Origin of the sequence: Microcystis sp. M179S2, assembly GCF_020245805.1 — a bacterium.
GTDB classification, from domain to species: domain Bacteria; phylum Cyanobacteriota; class Cyanobacteriia; order Cyanobacteriales; family Microcystaceae; genus Microcystis; species Microcystis aeruginosa.
This window is the reverse complement of sequence record NZ_JADBUE010000209.1, coordinates 14,446-29,461: the sequence shown is the minus strand read 5'-3', so window position 1 is coordinate 29,461 and position 15,016 is coordinate 14,446. Positions and strand designations below refer to the sequence as shown.

Sequence of the window (15,016 nt, the reverse complement as noted above, 5' to 3'; positions counted from 1 at the left end):
TTAATTAGGGCTTGCTGAATAAATGTGAAATGTAGGCAAGGTAAGGGTTTTGTGGCTTTTCTCGTGAAACAGGTGCAATATTTTGAGAGAATCGTGCTTCAAAACCTTGCGTCTTCATCGGCCCGCGTCCTGTAGGGGCGAAGCATTCGGGCAATAACCTATCGGTGAAACCGGAGATTTTCTATCCGAATGCTTCGCCCCTACTTTTTGCCGCAAACCCTAATTAGAGCTTGCTGAATAAATCTAAAAACCTTGTTGGGTAAGACTTTTAGACCTTTTGGAAATCAAAAAGTGCCGACCCTTGGAGTGATTGGGGGGAAAATTCAGGTACTTTTTCCCTGAAAATTGGGTAATTGACCACCTCAAAATCGGTAAAACCCCACACCCTGCCACCACGAAAAACTTTTTCAGCAAGCCCTAATTAGAAGTGCGTTGTTCTCTTGAACAGGCTTTCAATCCAATTACTAATAATAGTATAAAGGACAATGTAGTAATCAGAAAACCCAGCCAGGGAGTTGCGATAATATCTCTGGCAAAGACAAGGTTTTTATCGTTTTTTAGACTCAAATTGTCATCCCAAATAAAGGGATGCCCTATTCCCAGAAAAACTAAGTGAAGTCCACGGGAAATCAAGAACTCGCCTGTAAGAATCAGCAAGAAAAGTTGGCGAAACTTAACACCTAGATCATAAAAGTATTCACTGGCAACTAACAAGAGAAGAAAGACTATAGGAGTCATGCTCTCACCAACTAGACCGCCAGTGTTAAAGCCCTGTTGCAGCAGGCAACCACCTAAAAACCCAAAGACGATTACCAACAAAAAGAGTGAATTTGGCAATATAGACTGCAAAGAACTTTTCCGGAAATATCGTCTAACTCCTTCGAATAAGAGCAAGCAAGTTATGGTTATGTTCAAGGCACCGGGCAGAACATTATAATAAAACCTCAGCCATGGATTGCCAATCTGTCCTATGATTGGGTTATTTGTATTGAAACTAATCAAGGCCTTCCCTAGGGGAATAGGCACAAGTGTACTGGTCAGATTGCCAAGGGCATTCATCACTCTTTCGATGGTACTCATGCTGCCTGTGGTGTTAGATAAAGCTCGCAAGAATTCTGGCAAGCCATATTCGCTTATGCCCCACAATATCCAGGGTAGTAACGTCACAAATGCTATCAATAGGGGAACCAATAATTGCCGTAATACGTTAACAAAATTGTGGCGGTTTATCCAGATATTGTCGGCAACCATAGCGGCTACATAAAAAAGGGTTGATGGGTGACTAAGCATCGCTAATCCAGAACTTAAGCCCCAACCAACAGCAGATTGAGAGAACAAAGTCCTCCTGGAATTCTTTCTCAGGTCGAGATAAAAATAGATGGCGGTAATTACATATAAGGAAGCAAGTATCTTCGGCCAAGGATAAATGCTGGTGCTATTCATGTGACCATTGAAAGCCACTAGGATAACTGCTATTGTTACCTGGTAGGGGCGCAATAGCAACGGAATCATTGCTAATAAAAAAACTTCTGGCAATATTGAGCTTAATTGATAGATACTAAATTGATTTCCCAAAAGACCAAGATAGTAGCTCGAAAAAAGATTGAACAAAGGCGTGCGAGATGAGACGATGTAACGGTTAAAATAAATAGTATCAGTTGCCTGTTGTCCTAGGTAGACTTGGGCAAGATCGTAGTGCATCCACCAGTCGCCATACCAGTTAGCACCACTATAGATCAGGACGAACAACTGTATGCCAACTAGAGTTGTCCAAAACACAATCAACAGGTACAGCCAAGAATAATTCCCAGTCGGCTCAGTCTTCCTTGGCTTCCGCAGTAGTAAGGCTATAGCTATGGTAAATAGAGCCACGGTGGTCAGGATAAAGAAATTACGTCCTGAAAGGCCCAGTAGAAAGCCGATGAAGGCAATCGCTCCCTGTAAAGCCATACCACAGGCCCCTGCAAGTGCCAGACATTCCTTGACTGTTAAGTTAGTAACTGCACGCAAGACTATATAGCCAAGGGAAAAAGTGATAGCAAGTGCGGTTGCTGCGATAACTACAAGTTGAAAGAATATCATAATTAAATTATCTAGGGTTTACTCCAAATTGCTGATCAATTCTTCTGGTGAAGATAATCACCTCTAGATAAATGTTTTTCGAGCCAGGCATAAGGCACGATAAATATTTATCTACTTCCCATCTCTTTAAGTTTTAGTTTGGATACTTCCGTAGCCCAGTTTTGCCAAGTAACGGGAATGACAGAAATCTTTCTCAAAATATCTGTCACTGTGTAAGTTGAATCCCACGCAAATCAAGAATAGGTGCGATATTCTCGCCTGCCAGGACTGTCACCATATCCTTAAATGTGTCTGGATACACTCGACAAAGTTTTTACTTGTTCGTCAGTCATCTTTCAATCTTAAACTGCCGAACCATTTTATCTTATTTTGTCTCGACTTATGCAAAAGCTCTAGGGATTGACTCATTCCCGACAATTTAAGGCTGCGTTGATTTTGTCAAGTCTATCTTCATAAAATGTTACTTTTGTCTGTAATCCTTGCTATTTATGAGTTTGAGAATTTTGCTCATTTTGTTGTCTACTATGCGATCGCCCTCTAGTTAATGATTAGCAAATACTAGGTCTTCCTAAATCGATCATCCGATTCCCTGTCCTGTTAGGGACTAATAGCTAATCCCGGTAGTGATTCGGTAGTAGTGGTCAGCCGTCTTGCGTATCTGGCCAAGATTGTGTAAGATATTTCCTATAATGTCTGAACGTTTAGAAGAGGATAAAATTGACTATGAAATCCTAGTTGTTAATGACAATAGCCAAGATAACACTGAAGCAGTTATGCAAAAAATTAACCAAGAAAATCCTCGGATTCGCTACATCAATAACTATTATCCCAACGGTTTTGGTTTGGCGGTGCGCTGTGGATTAGAAAATTTTAGCGGCGATGCGGTTGCGGTAGCAATGGCAGATAATTCTGACTCTCCCGATAACATGATCGTACTCCAGGGGTTTCCAAGTTAAAACTCAAGGAAATGGGTAGTCGTTATTTATTTATAGTTCTCTCTATCTGGTTAGAAAAACACCTTTCTAGAGGCGACTATAAGCGCAAACAGAAAAAGAATCAAGTGGCTAGATAATTACTTATCTAGAGGAGTATTTTTGATGACTAGACAAATGTTAATTACTGGTGGTGCGGGTTTTGTGGGCAGTTCCTTAGGTTTAGGATTAGCCCAACGTTATCCCGATTGGAAAATTATCGCCTTAGATAACTTAAAACGTCGCGGTTCCGAGTTAAATATTCCCCGTCTCAAACAGGCGGGAATTGAGTTTGTTCATGGAGATGTCAGAAATGCGGAAGACTTAGAAGCATCCGCTTTGCCAGTGGATTTAATCCTAGAATGTTCGGCAGAACCTTCCGTTTTAGCTGGTTATACTTCCCCTGGCTACGTTTTGCAAACAAACTTAATTGGAACGATTAACTGTTTAGAATTAGCTAGACAAACCCAAGCAGATTTTATTTTTCTCTCCACCAGCAGAGTTTATCCTATCGCCTATCTTAATCAATTAAACTATACAGAAACAGATACTCGTTTTCAGTTATCTGAACAGCAAAATTTACCTGGGGTTTCTGCTTTTGGTATCGCGGAACAATTTCCCTTAGATTTGCCCCGTTCTCTCTACGGTTCCACTAAGTTAGCATCGGAATTGATTATTAATGAATATGGGGATGCCTACGGATTAAGAACTTTAATTAATCGCTGTGGAGTTTTAACTGGTCCTTGGCAAATGGGAAAAGTTGATCAGGGAGTTTTTGCCCTTTGGGTAGCTAATCATTACTTTCAGAAGTCCTTAAAATATATCGGTTATGGGGGTACAGGGAAACAGGTTAGAGATTTTCTTCATGTAGCTGATTTACTCGATTTAATCGATATTCAGATTGCTAATTTAGAACAATTCAAAGGGCAGACTTTTAATGTGGGGGGTGGGCAAGATTTTTCCTTGTCCCTTTATGAAACTACAAAACTATGTCAAGAAATCACGGGCAATAGTATAATGATTGAGGCAATTCCCGAAAATCGCACCGGAGATATGCCAATTTTTATCACTGATTCCCGCAAAATCAGTTCTATAACTGGATGGCAACCCCAGCGAGACGGTAGAAAATTAATCCAAGATATTTTTGATTGGATTCACACCTATGAAAAGGAATTAAAAGGTATTTTTTAACTGAACAATTATGCAGAAAAAATCTCTCGATTCACCTGTATTAGTCAAAGGAATACTAATTATCATTACTGCCTACTTTTTTCTGGCAAATTTGCCTATTATTGATTGGCTAGAAATTGGTTTAGATGCTTCTTGGGCTTTTGCTATTAGTGATGCTGCCCATAAACAGTTAATTTTTGGACAAGATATTATCTTCACCTATGGACCCCTAGGCTATCTGGTTCATGGCACATCTTTAAATCACAACTTTTCCCAAATTATCTATTTTCGCTGGTTGATACACCTTTGTCTATTAGCAGTAGTTATTCTCAGATTATTATTTATCAAGGACTATAGCAATCAAATAGTTTTTGTGCTGTCAATTATTTTTGCTACCCTAGTAGGAAATCCCTACAACAGTATCGGCTTTACTGTTGATTATCAGATAACATTTATCCTTTTGATACTCATGTCTTTTGATAACTTTTTTCAAAAGTACATCAATTATTTAGCTATAGCTATTGGCATGATCACTGGTTTCTCTATACTCACCAAACTAACTTTAGGAATTTATCTAGCAGGCAGCCTGTTTATCTACATATTTGTTAATATTATTCGGGGATATTTTCAAAAGTCACCATCGATAGTTATAAAAAATGTTCTCGCTGGTATTAACTTAACTTTAAGCATTCCTTCCATTGCCTTTATTTTTCTCTATCCAGCCTCTTATAACCGAGCCTTTATTCATATTATAGTTAATCTTTGCATTGCTGGAGGAGTGGCTTTAACTCTCTGGTTTATCGTCAGATCTGCCCGCCTATCGGCACCGCCCTTATTAAGGGGGGCAGGGGGGATCAAAGGCAAAATCTATCTTCTATTTAACCAGAATCACTTACTTAACTTGTTACCTCTGTTAGTATTTTATGGGCTTTATGGGTTACTTCTCCTCCAAACAATTAATCTAAATAATTTTCCCTCTCTTATGGGATATTTAAGCAATTCTTGGCAAATTTCTTCTGGTTATTCCAGTGGGATGAGTATTGTAGGAAATTACCCGCGTTTACTAATTGCTTTGCTCTGCTTTGCCTTAAGTTTGCTTTTAATGTTCTTGGCAATTATAGACCAAAAAATTAGTCTGGCTATTGCCTATATTTTTCCTGTGTTTTTATCATTTAAGCATGGATTCGTTAGGCAAGATGCTCACGTTGTTGTTTTTACACTTGTGGTTATTCTCTTAGCTTCTCTCTATACAACAATTATTAAAAAATATCGGTTTAAGAAAATTGCTTATTGTGCTTGGGGAATAATTTTTTTGGGATGTATTATTATCACCTCTAGTCCTAATTGGACTATATTGGAAAATGCTCGCAAGTGGAGTAATTTCAGTCCCGATAGGGTGGCTAATAATATTGGGGTTGTCATTTCCTCTATGCTTAATCCCACAGAATTAAAAATGCGAGGTGAAAAGAGTACAACTCAAAATTTACAAGTCATTGCTGCCGCTACCAAAATACCCGATTCTGTGCTGGAAAAAGTGCAAGGCAAAACTATTGATATAATTCCCTGGGAATTTTCACTTATTCCGGGCAATCAGCTTAATTGGAAACCGCGGCCGATTATTCAATCCTATTCTGCTTATACAGAAAAACTGGATGAACTAAATTATCAAAGCTTATCTCAATCTCCCAGAGATTATCTGATTTATCACTTTCAAGCTATTGATGGCAGACATCCTTTTTTTGATGAACCTAAAGCCTTTTCCTATGTGGTTTGTAATTATCAACTTGACTCGGTAAATTCGCCCTTCCAAGTCCCCGCAATCAAAACCAACTTTTATCTTCTAGAAAAACAAAAAGTCAGTCGTTGCATTCCAACCCCTCTAGGAGAGACTACTAATGTTACTTGGGATCAAGTCTATGAATTACCTACTCGTAATAGTGGGATTACTCGTGTTCAAGTTAAATTTGAATATTCTTGGTTGGGTAAAATAGTCAAACAACTCTTTAGAATCCCTCCCGTGATAATTAACGTTAATTATCTCGATGGAACTCAAGCCAATTTTCGCTTTCTTCAAGACAATTCAGCTAATGGAGTTATCCTTAGTCATTTACCGAGAAATGATCAGGAATTAATGGCATTTTTTCAAGGAAAATTACCACCACAAGTCAAATCTTTTAGCTTTTCTGTCAGTAATCCTCTGCTATTCTCCCCAGAAATAAAAGTAACGCCTTTTTGGGAAGTTGAGACTGGTTCATAATCTTTCTTGAACCTTGAAAAGCGGTTAATATCTCTGGAAAATGGAGAATAGGGAACTCGAATCCCTGACCTCTGCGGTGCGATCGCAGCGCTCTACCAACTGAGCTAATTCCCCATATATAGAATATAATAGCATTTTTGAGCAGAAAATCCTAGGAACTGGCAAGGGATCGAGGGGCAAAAAATCGAGCGGCTTCTCTCTGGAAAACTTTAAAATAGAAAAAGTAATCTTGAGGATGATAACCAATGGCGATACTACGCTTAGAGAATGGGACAACCTATACCCAGTTAGCCGATATTAGTCTGGAATTGGCCAAATTAAATGTCACTTTAAACTATTGGCCGATCGAAAACGAAGCCACTCGTCAGCTACTTAAACAAGCTTCTCTCACTGACGAAGAAAAAGAAATAGTTTTAACCAGCTTAGACGGTTATTTTGAGCAACTTAAACAAGAAGCGGGTTATCAAGCCAGAGATTTAATCGTTTTACACCCTGAAATTCCCAATCTCGACACTTTACTGGCCAAATTCGAGCGCTGTCACACCCACGCCGACGATGAGGTGCGTTATATCATTGATGGGGAGGGGGTTTTTGGCTTTGTCTTTGCCGATGGTTCTCAGGGGGAATTAACTATTCAACCTCAAGAATATATCAATGTTCCCGCCCATAGCGAACACTGGTTTCACCTCACTGCCAGTAAACGAGTTAAAGCAGTGCGTTACTTCACCAGTACCGCCGGATGGGTTCCCGAATATACAGAAACCGTTATTCGTTTTCCTAGTTTAACAGCCGTGTAGCCTTTGGTTTTTTGGCGATCGCTTTCCCAATAAGACAGATAAGTTTTGCGGGGATGGCAACGCCGGCAGCCACAATCTGTTAAGCGGCAAATTTGTCCTGTGGAAAATCTCCCGTCTAGTGCCTAGCTTGACGGGAGATTGTCTCAATTCGGGGGATTGGCGTGATAGATTTAGTCTAAGCCGAATTGATTGCCCCGTTTGTACTGTAAGTAGGCGGCAACGAACAAACCCGCTAGGGTAATGGGAATTAAGCCTAGGACAATCCCTAGCACTAAAGGTTCAATCACGTCTGTACTCCTTGGATTAGCAATTTTTCACCCGTATTTTATCCTAGCAGGGGTTGCCCGCGAAAGATAGGGCGGACAGCAGGTAGATAGGGCGATCGCAGAAACTTGGTTAATATCAGATTCCCGGCAAAAATCAAAAATTTTCCCTTAGGGGTGTGGCAAGTGGGAAAAATCCCAAAAGGAAAACTTGCTATCTCACCATTAAGATAACTGCTGTACTTTAGGAGCGACCGAGAAAAAATTTTCTCAATGTGCCTTTACCCCAATAGCGATCGATTTCTTGCCAGAGATTATGGAGACAAAAAACCACTGCGAGACAGAGAGTAACCGCAAGGATTTGAGAGAAACTTTCCCTTTGCCAAAATTTAGCCATTGCCTCCGAAATCACCCGCGTTCCCCGATAAGCTTCCAGAAAACCCTCGATCGAGCCGAGAATCAGTGCTGCTAGGGTATAAACAAAGGTTCGATACAGAATGCTAAGGTAACGGGGTCGATTTTCTAACCATTCTAGCTTCATGGCTGCGTCGAGAATGGCCACGGTTTTTGCCGCAATGATCGCCCCTAAGCTCGCTTTACCCAAAACGTAGGTAGTAATCGAATATTCTTCCAGAAATAATTTCATGATCAGAAGAATATAACCGAAAGCCAAGAAAAAAAACAGGGCAAGAGAACCGATTTTTTTCAATTCCTTTTTAATTGCTTCCATTGATTTTTTTTGATATTTTCTGCCAAGATAGCGGTCGCGTACCTTAACTATAAGCTATAGTTAATTATTTGTTGCAGCTATTCTCCCATCTCCACCAGCAAGTTTGAGCGCCGATAACTGAACTGATGCTTGAAACTAATTACGGCTTGATTGTCGATAAAATGAGGATTACCGAGGGGATCGATGGCACTGAAAGCGTAAAAATAACGGCGTACTAGGGGCGGAAAATCGCTAAAATCGAAGATTGTGTCACCTTTGGCCACATCTGCCCAAAAATTTCGTAATTTCGGGGCTAATTCCTCCGCTAGACTCATGGGAAGATTGAGGGGATGGCAGGTTAACAAACGCATCATAAAAGGATAAGAGCGATCGCCTAACCATTGCCGAGAAATAGCGGGTAAATTCTCCCATCCGGGTATATTTTGCAGATGAAAGGATTCTATGGCTAATTCAACCGTGTTTTCGCAATATTCTAGCACCCGGTAGGGATGGGGATAACTGACGAGGGAACCGGTGGTAATTTCATAGATACCTCTAGTAAAAGCCAGATCTTGCACGTGGAGATGGCCAGTAATCAACAATTTTACGCCGTTTTCCTGTAGTATATCGAGCAGTTCTACCGCATTAGCCAACATATAGCGTTTACCTAATTCATGATTGCTTTGTCCGGGTAAATGCTCGATAACGTTATGATGGATCATCACCATCACTAGATCGTTTTTTAGCGCGGGTAAAATCTGTTTTAACCAATGCAATTGTTCTGCATCTAAACTGCCAATTTGTTTACCTTGCTCATCAAATTGATTAGAATTAAGACCGATTAATTGCACTCCGGGTAAAATTTCTTTTTGGTAGTATATTTGTTCGGGATGGCTGTAACCAAATTGTTGATAATAAAAGGGAAAATCTGCTAAACCGATCTGGTTTTCTGTTGCGGTTAAACTCAAAACATCATGATTACCCGGCACCACATAGACGGGGAAGGGTAAAGTGGCTAAACAATCGGCTAACCAACGATGATTTTCTGGTTCACCATCTTGGGTTAAATCGCCAGCAATCAGCAGAAAATCGAGGTTAAGGGTGATGAGATGGTCTAAAACAATTTTTAAAGCGGGAATACTCACTTCCACCAGATGAAAGCGATTAGAATGGTTCAAAATGGTTGTGGGTAAAGCGATATGAGGATCGCTGAGAATGGCGAAACGGAAATTCATCGCACGCAATTGGGCTAAATATCGGTAAACTAGATCGATCGAGGAGAAATGAGGAGAAAATATCTTTGGCTAAAGTTCGCGTTCGTCAGCACGTCAATCCCTTAAGTCATAAATATCGCCATCCGATCGATCCCCCCGATTGGGATCAAGTTTATCAGGATCTGACGCAACCTCTTCATCTTGACATTGGTTGTGCGCGGGGTAAATTTTTGTTACAAATGGCCCAAGTAGAGCCAGAAATTAATTTTTTGGGGATTGAAATTCGTCAACCTTTGGTAATTGAAGCGAATCAGGAACGGGAAAGGTTAGGATTAAGTAATCTCGCTTTTGTTTTTGGCAATATGAATGTTGCCCCAGAAATTTTACTGCAATCTTTGCCCGCAGATAAGTTATTTTGGGTGTCGATTCAATTTCCCGATCCTTGGTTTAAACAGCGTCACAGCAAGCGTCGGGTTGTGCAGCCAGAATTAGTCATAGCTTTGGCTAAGTATATGGTAGCTGGGGGCTGGGTTTTTTTACAGTCGGATGTGGAATCGATCGCCCTGGAAATGACCGAGAGATTTCAAGCACATCCCCATTTTGTTCGACAACATCAAACCCCCTGGTTAGCGGAAAATATTTTCCCCGTACCGACGGAGAGGGAAAAGTCCACTTATAATAAGGGTCAACCGGTTTATCGCTCGCTTTTTCGAGTTCGGTAGCTTCAGCTAAAATATCTTGGCACTGTCTGAAATCATGGTTAGAAATCTCGACTCACCCCTAATACTTGAGGACAATAATCGCCCCCCTGTCTCTCAATTGCTAGAATTTCTCTTAACAAAAGAAAAAAACACTAAAAAAACTAAAGAAAATCTTACTTTTGCGGCTTTAGTCGGTACTTGGCGATTATACTTTATCACGGGAACTCAAAAAGCGAAAAAGAGAGCGGGAATCGTTTTAGGTAAGGGTCGCTATCTACCATCCTGGTTAAAAATTACCATCTCTTACCAAAGAAATGAGAGTTTAGAACCGGGAGAATTTATCTCTGGAAGCGTCAGCAATCAGATAGTTTTAGGGGCAGTAAAACTATCCGTAAGCGGTCCGGTTAAGTTTTTTCCTAAAACCCGTCTTCTTGCCTTTGATTTTACCCGGCTCAACCTAACCCTATTTAATCGCTCTCTCTATTCTGGTTTTATTAGAAATGGCCAGGTAAGCGAAGCTAATTTTTATCAGGAAAGCATCAAAAAACAGGCATTTTTTGCCTATTTTTTGATCACAGAAACAATGATGGCAGCCCGGGGACGAGGGGGAGGATTAGCCCTTTGGATAAAAGAGATAAGTGAGACAAAACCAGCTGAAAAATAAGTGATTAGAGGAGAAATAGATGGGATATTCTATCGAGGTAGATGGGACAAATTTTGACAGTGAAGTGATCGAGAAATCCTATCTAAATACAGTGATTTTAGACTTTTATGCCCTGTGGTGTGGACCCTGTAAATTGGTAAAACCGATGCTAGAAAAACTGGCAAGCGAATATAATTTTATCCTGGCCAAAATAGATATAGATAAAAATCCCGAATTAGCCGAACAATACGATGTGGAAGGAGTTCCCGATGTGCGAATTGTCAGCAAGGGAGAAGTGTTACCCTGTTTTGTTGGTGCTTTGCCAGAAGAACAAATTAGAGACTTATTTTCCCGTCTCGATTTAAAATCGGAATTAGAAACAGGATTAGCAGAAATACAAGAAGCGATTGCTCTCGATAATTTGCCCGCAGCTAAACAATTATTTGATCGTCTTTTTCCTAAATATCCCAACGAACCGCGATTAGTTATTATGGCGGTAAAATTTCTCATGCGTCTAGAAAAATGGTCTGACGCTTACCGATTAATCAGTGCTATTAAAGAGGAAAATCCTGTTATCAAAGGATGGAAAACTCTCCTAGAATTTCAACAGTTAAAATCAGAAAATAATCCCCTCGATTCGATATTTTTTACTGGGATTAATTACGCATTAAAAGAAGATTATGCCGCCGCTTTAGATAAACTGATCAGCGTAGTGGAAGAAAGTAGAAAATATCGTCAGGATGGGGCAAGAAAAGCCATGTTAGCCATATTTCAGATTTTAGGAGTTAGTCATCCCCTCACCCAAGAATACCAAGCAAAGTTAACATTTCTGCTCTACTAGGTAGGGTTTACTAAAAAAGTTTGTTGGTGGGGTTAAGAGTCGGTCAGAACTAAAGCAATTACCCTGGAAATTTCAACAAATCTATTCCTTGAATTTCTGTTGACAACTGCCAGGGAATTGCTAGAGACAAGAAAGCTTATTTGTGGCGAATCATTTCATACAGGGCAACGTATTCTTCCCCGGGGCCATTCCAAGAGTAATCGCATTCCATGCCTTGAATCGCTAATTTTTGGAATTCTTCCGGTTGAGTGTACCACAATTCCAATGCCCGGGACATAGCTGATTCGAGGGCATTATTATCGGGATCAAAAAAGACAAAACCATTGCGTTCTTCGGGTTGGTGATAGGTATCATAATCGCGATCAAAAACCGTATTAACTAAACCACCAACTCCCCGGACGATGGGAACGGTTCCGTATTTTAAGCTGATTACTTGTGTCAGTCCGCAGGGTTCAAAATTACTGGGAACCACAATCATATCGGCCCCCGCATAAATGAGGTGAGATAATTCCTCATTAAAGCCCAATTCAATATGGACATCAGGGTTATTATTTAGGTGATTTTTCTCGTGCCAGAACCAGTTATTAATTAACGATTCGGTGGCGGAACCTAGGAGGACAAATTGCGCCCCGCGAGCTAAGGCATAATACATGGCATGGTGAACTAAATGTACGCCTTTTTGGTCATCTAAACGACCGACATAACAAATTAAGGGCTTTTCTGGTTCATCTCTTAACCAGAGTCTTTCTCGCAGTGCCTTCTTATTGCGTGCCTTCTCGGAGAAGTTATCAATACCATAGGGTGCAGCAATAAATTTATCCACTTCCGGGTTCCAGATATTGTAATCTAAACCGTTGAGAATGCCAGTAAATTTGTGTTGATGCAGGTGAATTGTATGACCTAAACCGTAACTAACATCGGTGTGGTGTGCTTCCCAAGCATGGTGGGGTGAGACGGTGTTGAAATAGTTGGAAAAGACGATACCACCTTTCATAAAATTAATCACAAAAGGATTGAAGTTATCGCGCATTCGGGCATAGCTAAAGTAGTAAGTATCGTTATTTAATCCTGTTGCCCAGAGAATTTCCGCACCAGCAAATCCTTGATGTTTAAAGTTATGGATGGTGTAGAGAACGCGCTGATTGCCCATACCATGATATTTATAAATTTCAAAAAGTAAGGGCGGAATTAAACCAGTTTGCCAGTCGTGACAATGAATTATATCGGGACGTTTATTACTTCTGAGCAAAAATTCTAAAGCGGCTTTGCAGAAGAAGGCAAAACGCATATTATCGTCTTTACAACCGTAGTAAGTACCGCGATTAAAGAAATTATCGCCCGAATTGGGTTGAATAAAGAAACACAAGCGCCCGTGTACCCAACCACAAAAAACGTTACAGTGAATTGCCCCACCGTACCAAGGTACCCACAGGTCCCGATAAGCCTCGTGTAAGCCCCAAATTTGGTCGTAGCGCATACAATCATACATGGGTAGGATTAGCTCCACGCAATGACCGCGAATTTCTAATTCTCGACTCAATCCATATACCACATCCCCCAATCCCCCAGCTTTAATCACTGGGGCGCACTCAGAGGCAACCTGAACTATATACATATATCAATAACTCCGTCGATTAATCTACAGGTCAGCTAGAAGCAATTTTTACAAAAGTATACAGTCTTCTGTGATTAATTGACTCGATCGAATTAGTTGCGGGTTGGGGTAGTGGGGTGTTGGGGTGTTGGGGTAGTGGGGTGTTGGGGTGTTGGGGTAGTGGGGGAATTTAGCTGAAATTTCCCTATCTCCCTAAATCCCTATCTCCCCAAATCCCCAAATCCCTATCTCCTGTCTCCTGAAGATTAACAGCGTTTTAACTGTCCTAGGAGCAAAATCACCTCATCGATGCCGTTTCTGAGGGTGGTGGCGGGTTGATCGCTGTTATTTACGGTTATGCTAAAGATTAGGGGTTGATTGTCGGCGGTTGCTAGATAACCCGCGAGGGCGATAACTCCGGTTAAAGTCCCGGTTTTTGCCTGTAATCGTCCTTCTAGGGGAGTCTGGCGGAATCTATTGGTTAAAGTGCCATCAACGCCGCCAATGGCTAAAGAACGCCGATAATCAGGATTTTCTGCCATTAGTTGTAAAATTTGACCTAAAGTCTTGGGTTTAATTAGGTTTTGTCGTGATAGCCCCGAACCGTCGCCGATTTTATAACTATCGCTGTTAATTCCCAGTTTTGTTAAAGTTTCTTGCAATCCCGAGACACCGCCGAGCATTTGTAGTAGGGTTTCGGCTAGTAAATTATCGCTATTTTTATTGACTTTTTCCACCAAATATGCTAGGGGTTCTGATTCTAAATTGGTGATCTCATGGCCGAGAATCTGTGAACTAATTTCTGCGTTTTTAACGGTAATTCCCGCTTTTTCAAGGATATTACGCCAGCGAGCCAGGAAATATTCCGAGGGTTGGGGAATAGCTAAATTAAAATCATCTTGACTATCAATAGCCAGAGAACCAGTGATAATCAGGCGATTATTGGCTAAATTGCCCTTAATTGCCAGAGTATTCGGGCTTCCTTGCGCTGCGGTGCTGGTTTGATTCTCAATTAGCCATTGTTTAGCGGCAATGGGATCAGACCATTGTAAATCTAAGCTTTGCCCCAATTGTCGCGGTAAAAGCTTTAAAGTGACGGAATTTTCGTTTAAAACCAAGCTAGAAGCGGGTACAGCATAGTCAAAAAAGACATCTTCCCATTCCCAGGTTTTTTGACTATCGGAGACGACAAAAGGACTAGCAACGACAATTAAGCGATAAATTGAGTTAATTCCCTGTGCTTTTAACTTTTCTGCTAATTTTTCTAACTTTTCTGTGGTTATGGTTGCATCTCCCCTCCCGACTAAGGTTAAAGTTTCTAAATCGGGGGGGTTGCCCTGGGCTAAAATGGGGGTTTTCAGACGATAATCGCGGTTAAATTTGCTGAAAGCGGCGGCAGTGGTTAATAATTTCGCAGTAGAAGCGGGAGTAAAAAAGTTATTTTCGTGGAGACTATAGAGATTTTCCTGAGAATTAAGGGATTTTACGAAAATTCCCCAATAAGCGCCTTGATAATCGGGTCGGGCCAAAATGCGATCGATCCTGGTGGCTAAGTCTGCTGGACAGATAAACTGGGAAGGGGGGGAATTGTCTTGACTGATGGGGGTTGCGAGGGTGACGGGATGGTTTACCCAGAGAAATAGGGAACAAGTCCCCAAGAGAAAAGATAATTTCGAGCGGCGTGTTAGCATAGAATTAAGTCTTGGCAGTAGGTAAATTGACTCTAATTTAGCAGCATTAGTGACCATATTCTGCTAGTTACTCGATAGATTCA

Annotated in this window: 12 protein-coding genes, 1 tRNA gene and 1 pseudogene; 7 read left to right on the top strand and 7 right to left on the bottom strand. The window is 40.8% G+C overall.

Annotated elements, in window-relative coordinates; translation table 11 throughout:
• Positions 1-417: 417 nt before the first annotated feature.
• Positions 418-2,082: a hypothetical protein gene (locus tag IM500_RS13030; protein WP_190722224.1), complete on the bottom strand. Its 1,665-nt coding sequence runs from the start codon at positions 2,080-2,082 to the stop codon at positions 418-420.
• A 686-nt stretch (positions 2,083-2,768) separates the two neighbouring features.
• Here IM500_RS13030 and IM500_RS13020 point away from each other — a divergent pair.
• From IM500_RS13020 to IM500_RS13010, 3 genes and pseudogenes are all read left to right on the top strand, one after another.
• Positions 2,769-3,154: pseudogene (locus IM500_RS13020) on the top strand (glycosyltransferase); the annotation flags it as partial.
• 25 nt (positions 3,155-3,179) lie between these two features.
• Positions 3,180-4,244: an NAD-dependent epimerase/dehydratase family protein gene (locus IM500_RS13015; RefSeq protein ID WP_287738617.1), complete on the top strand. Its 1,065-nt coding sequence runs from the start codon at positions 3,180-3,182 to the stop codon at positions 4,242-4,244.
• A gap of 10 nt (positions 4,245-4,254) precedes the next feature.
• A complete protein-coding gene (locus IM500_RS13010) occupies positions 4,255-6,480 on the top strand; it encodes a hypothetical protein (RefSeq protein ID WP_287738615.1) in 2,226 nt (741 codons plus the stop codon).
• A 41-nt stretch (positions 6,481-6,521) separates the two neighbouring features.
• On the opposite strand, the gene IM500_RS13005 is transcribed toward IM500_RS13010, so the two are convergent.
• Positions 6,522-6,594, bottom strand: a tRNA-Ala gene (locus tag IM500_RS13005).
• 131 nt (positions 6,595-6,725) lie between these two features.
• On the opposite strand from IM500_RS13005, the gene IM500_RS13000 reads away from it, so the two are divergent.
• Complete coding sequence (locus tag IM500_RS13000) at positions 6,726-7,277, top strand: 1,2-dihydroxy-3-keto-5-methylthiopentene dioxygenase (protein WP_002759439.1); 552 nt, start codon at positions 6,726-6,728, stop codon at positions 7,275-7,277.
• Between the two features lie 170 nt (positions 7,278-7,447).
• Here IM500_RS13000 and petG read toward each other — a convergent pair whose 3' ends face one another.
• The 3 genes from petG to IM500_RS12985 all read right to left on the bottom strand — a co-directional run bounded on the left by petG (position 7,448) and on the right by IM500_RS12985 (position 9,484).
• Positions 7,448-7,564 carry a cytochrome b6-f complex subunit V gene (gene petG, locus IM500_RS12995; RefSeq protein WP_002738052.1) on the bottom strand — a complete coding sequence of 39 codons (117 nt, stop codon included), beginning with the start codon at positions 7,562-7,564 and terminating at the stop codon, positions 7,448-7,450.
• Between the two features lie 220 nt (positions 7,565-7,784).
• Positions 7,785-8,270, bottom strand: coding sequence for a hypothetical protein (locus IM500_RS12990; protein WP_287738613.1), 486 nt, complete (start codon positions 8,268-8,270; stop codon positions 7,785-7,787).
• Between the two features lie 77 nt (positions 8,271-8,347).
• Entirely contained in the window at positions 8,348-9,484 is a 1,137-nt protein-coding gene (locus IM500_RS12985) for a metallophosphoesterase family protein (RefSeq protein ID WP_190722220.1), read from the bottom strand.
• A gap of 65 nt (positions 9,485-9,549) precedes the next feature.
• On the opposite strand from IM500_RS12985, the gene trmB reads away from it, so the two are divergent.
• Genes trmB through IM500_RS12970 form a run of 3 tightly spaced genes read left to right on the top strand, consistent with a single transcriptional unit; the run spans position 9,550 to position 11,648 of the window.
• The gene (gene trmB / locus IM500_RS12980; protein WP_190722219.1) at positions 9,550-10,185 is read left to right on the top strand and encodes a tRNA (guanosine(46)-N7)-methyltransferase TrmB; all 636 of its coding nucleotides are present in this window, start codon (positions 9,550-9,552) and stop codon (positions 10,183-10,185) included.
• Positions 10,186-10,219: 34 nt separating this feature from the next.
• Positions 10,220-10,828 (top strand): hypothetical protein, encoded by a 609-nt coding sequence (locus tag IM500_RS12975; protein ID WP_287738611.1) that lies wholly within the window; start codon positions 10,220-10,222, stop codon positions 10,826-10,828.
• A 19-nt stretch (positions 10,829-10,847) separates the two neighbouring features.
• Positions 10,848-11,648, top strand: coding sequence for a tetratricopeptide repeat protein (locus tag IM500_RS12970; protein ID WP_190722880.1), 801 nt, complete (start codon positions 10,848-10,850; stop codon positions 11,646-11,648).
• 136 nt (positions 11,649-11,784) lie between these two features.
• Here the strand turns inward: IM500_RS12970 and glgA are convergent, their stop codons facing one another.
• Entirely contained in the window at positions 11,785-13,263 is a 1,479-nt protein-coding gene (gene glgA, locus IM500_RS12965) for a glycogen synthase GlgA (RefSeq protein WP_190722881.1), read from the bottom strand.
• 245 nt (positions 13,264-13,508) lie between these two features.
• Complete coding sequence (dacB, locus tag IM500_RS12960) at positions 13,509-14,933, bottom strand: D-alanyl-D-alanine carboxypeptidase/D-alanyl-D-alanine endopeptidase (RefSeq protein WP_190722882.1); 1,425 nt, start codon at positions 14,931-14,933, stop codon at positions 13,509-13,511.
• Positions 14,934-15,016 lie beyond the last annotated feature (83 nt).

Coding starts and splice junctions, on each gene's coding strand:
- IM500_RS12990 (WP_287738613.1), bottom strand. CDS start 8,270: ATGGAAGCAATTAAAAAGGAATTGAAAAAAATCGGTTCTCTTGCCCTG.
- IM500_RS12975 (WP_287738611.1), top strand. CDS start 10,220: ATGGTTAGAAATCTCGACTCACCCCTAATACTTGAGGACAATAATCGC.
- IM500_RS13010 (WP_287738615.1), top strand. CDS start 4,255: ATGCAGAAAAAATCTCTCGATTCACCTGTATTAGTCAAAGGAATACTA.
- glgA (WP_190722881.1), bottom strand. CDS start 13,263: ATGTATATAGTTCAGGTTGCCTCTGAGTGCGCCCCAGTGATTAAAGCT.
- IM500_RS12985 (WP_190722220.1), bottom strand. CDS start 9,484: ATGAATTTCCGTTTCGCCATTCTCAGCGATCCTCATATCGCTTTACCC.
- IM500_RS13030 (WP_190722224.1), bottom strand. CDS start 2,082: ATGATATTCTTTCAACTTGTAGTTATCGCAGCAACCGCACTTGCTATC.
- dacB (WP_190722882.1), bottom strand. CDS start 14,933: ATGCTAACACGCCGCTCGAAATTATCTTTTCTCTTGGGGACTTGTTCC.
- IM500_RS13000 (WP_002759439.1), top strand. CDS start 6,726: ATGGCGATACTACGCTTAGAGAATGGGACAACCTATACCCAGTTAGCC.
- IM500_RS13015 (WP_287738617.1), top strand. CDS start 3,180: ATGACTAGACAAATGTTAATTACTGGTGGTGCGGGTTTTGTGGGCAGT.
- IM500_RS12970 (WP_190722880.1), top strand. CDS start 10,848: ATGGGATATTCTATCGAGGTAGATGGGACAAATTTTGACAGTGAAGTG.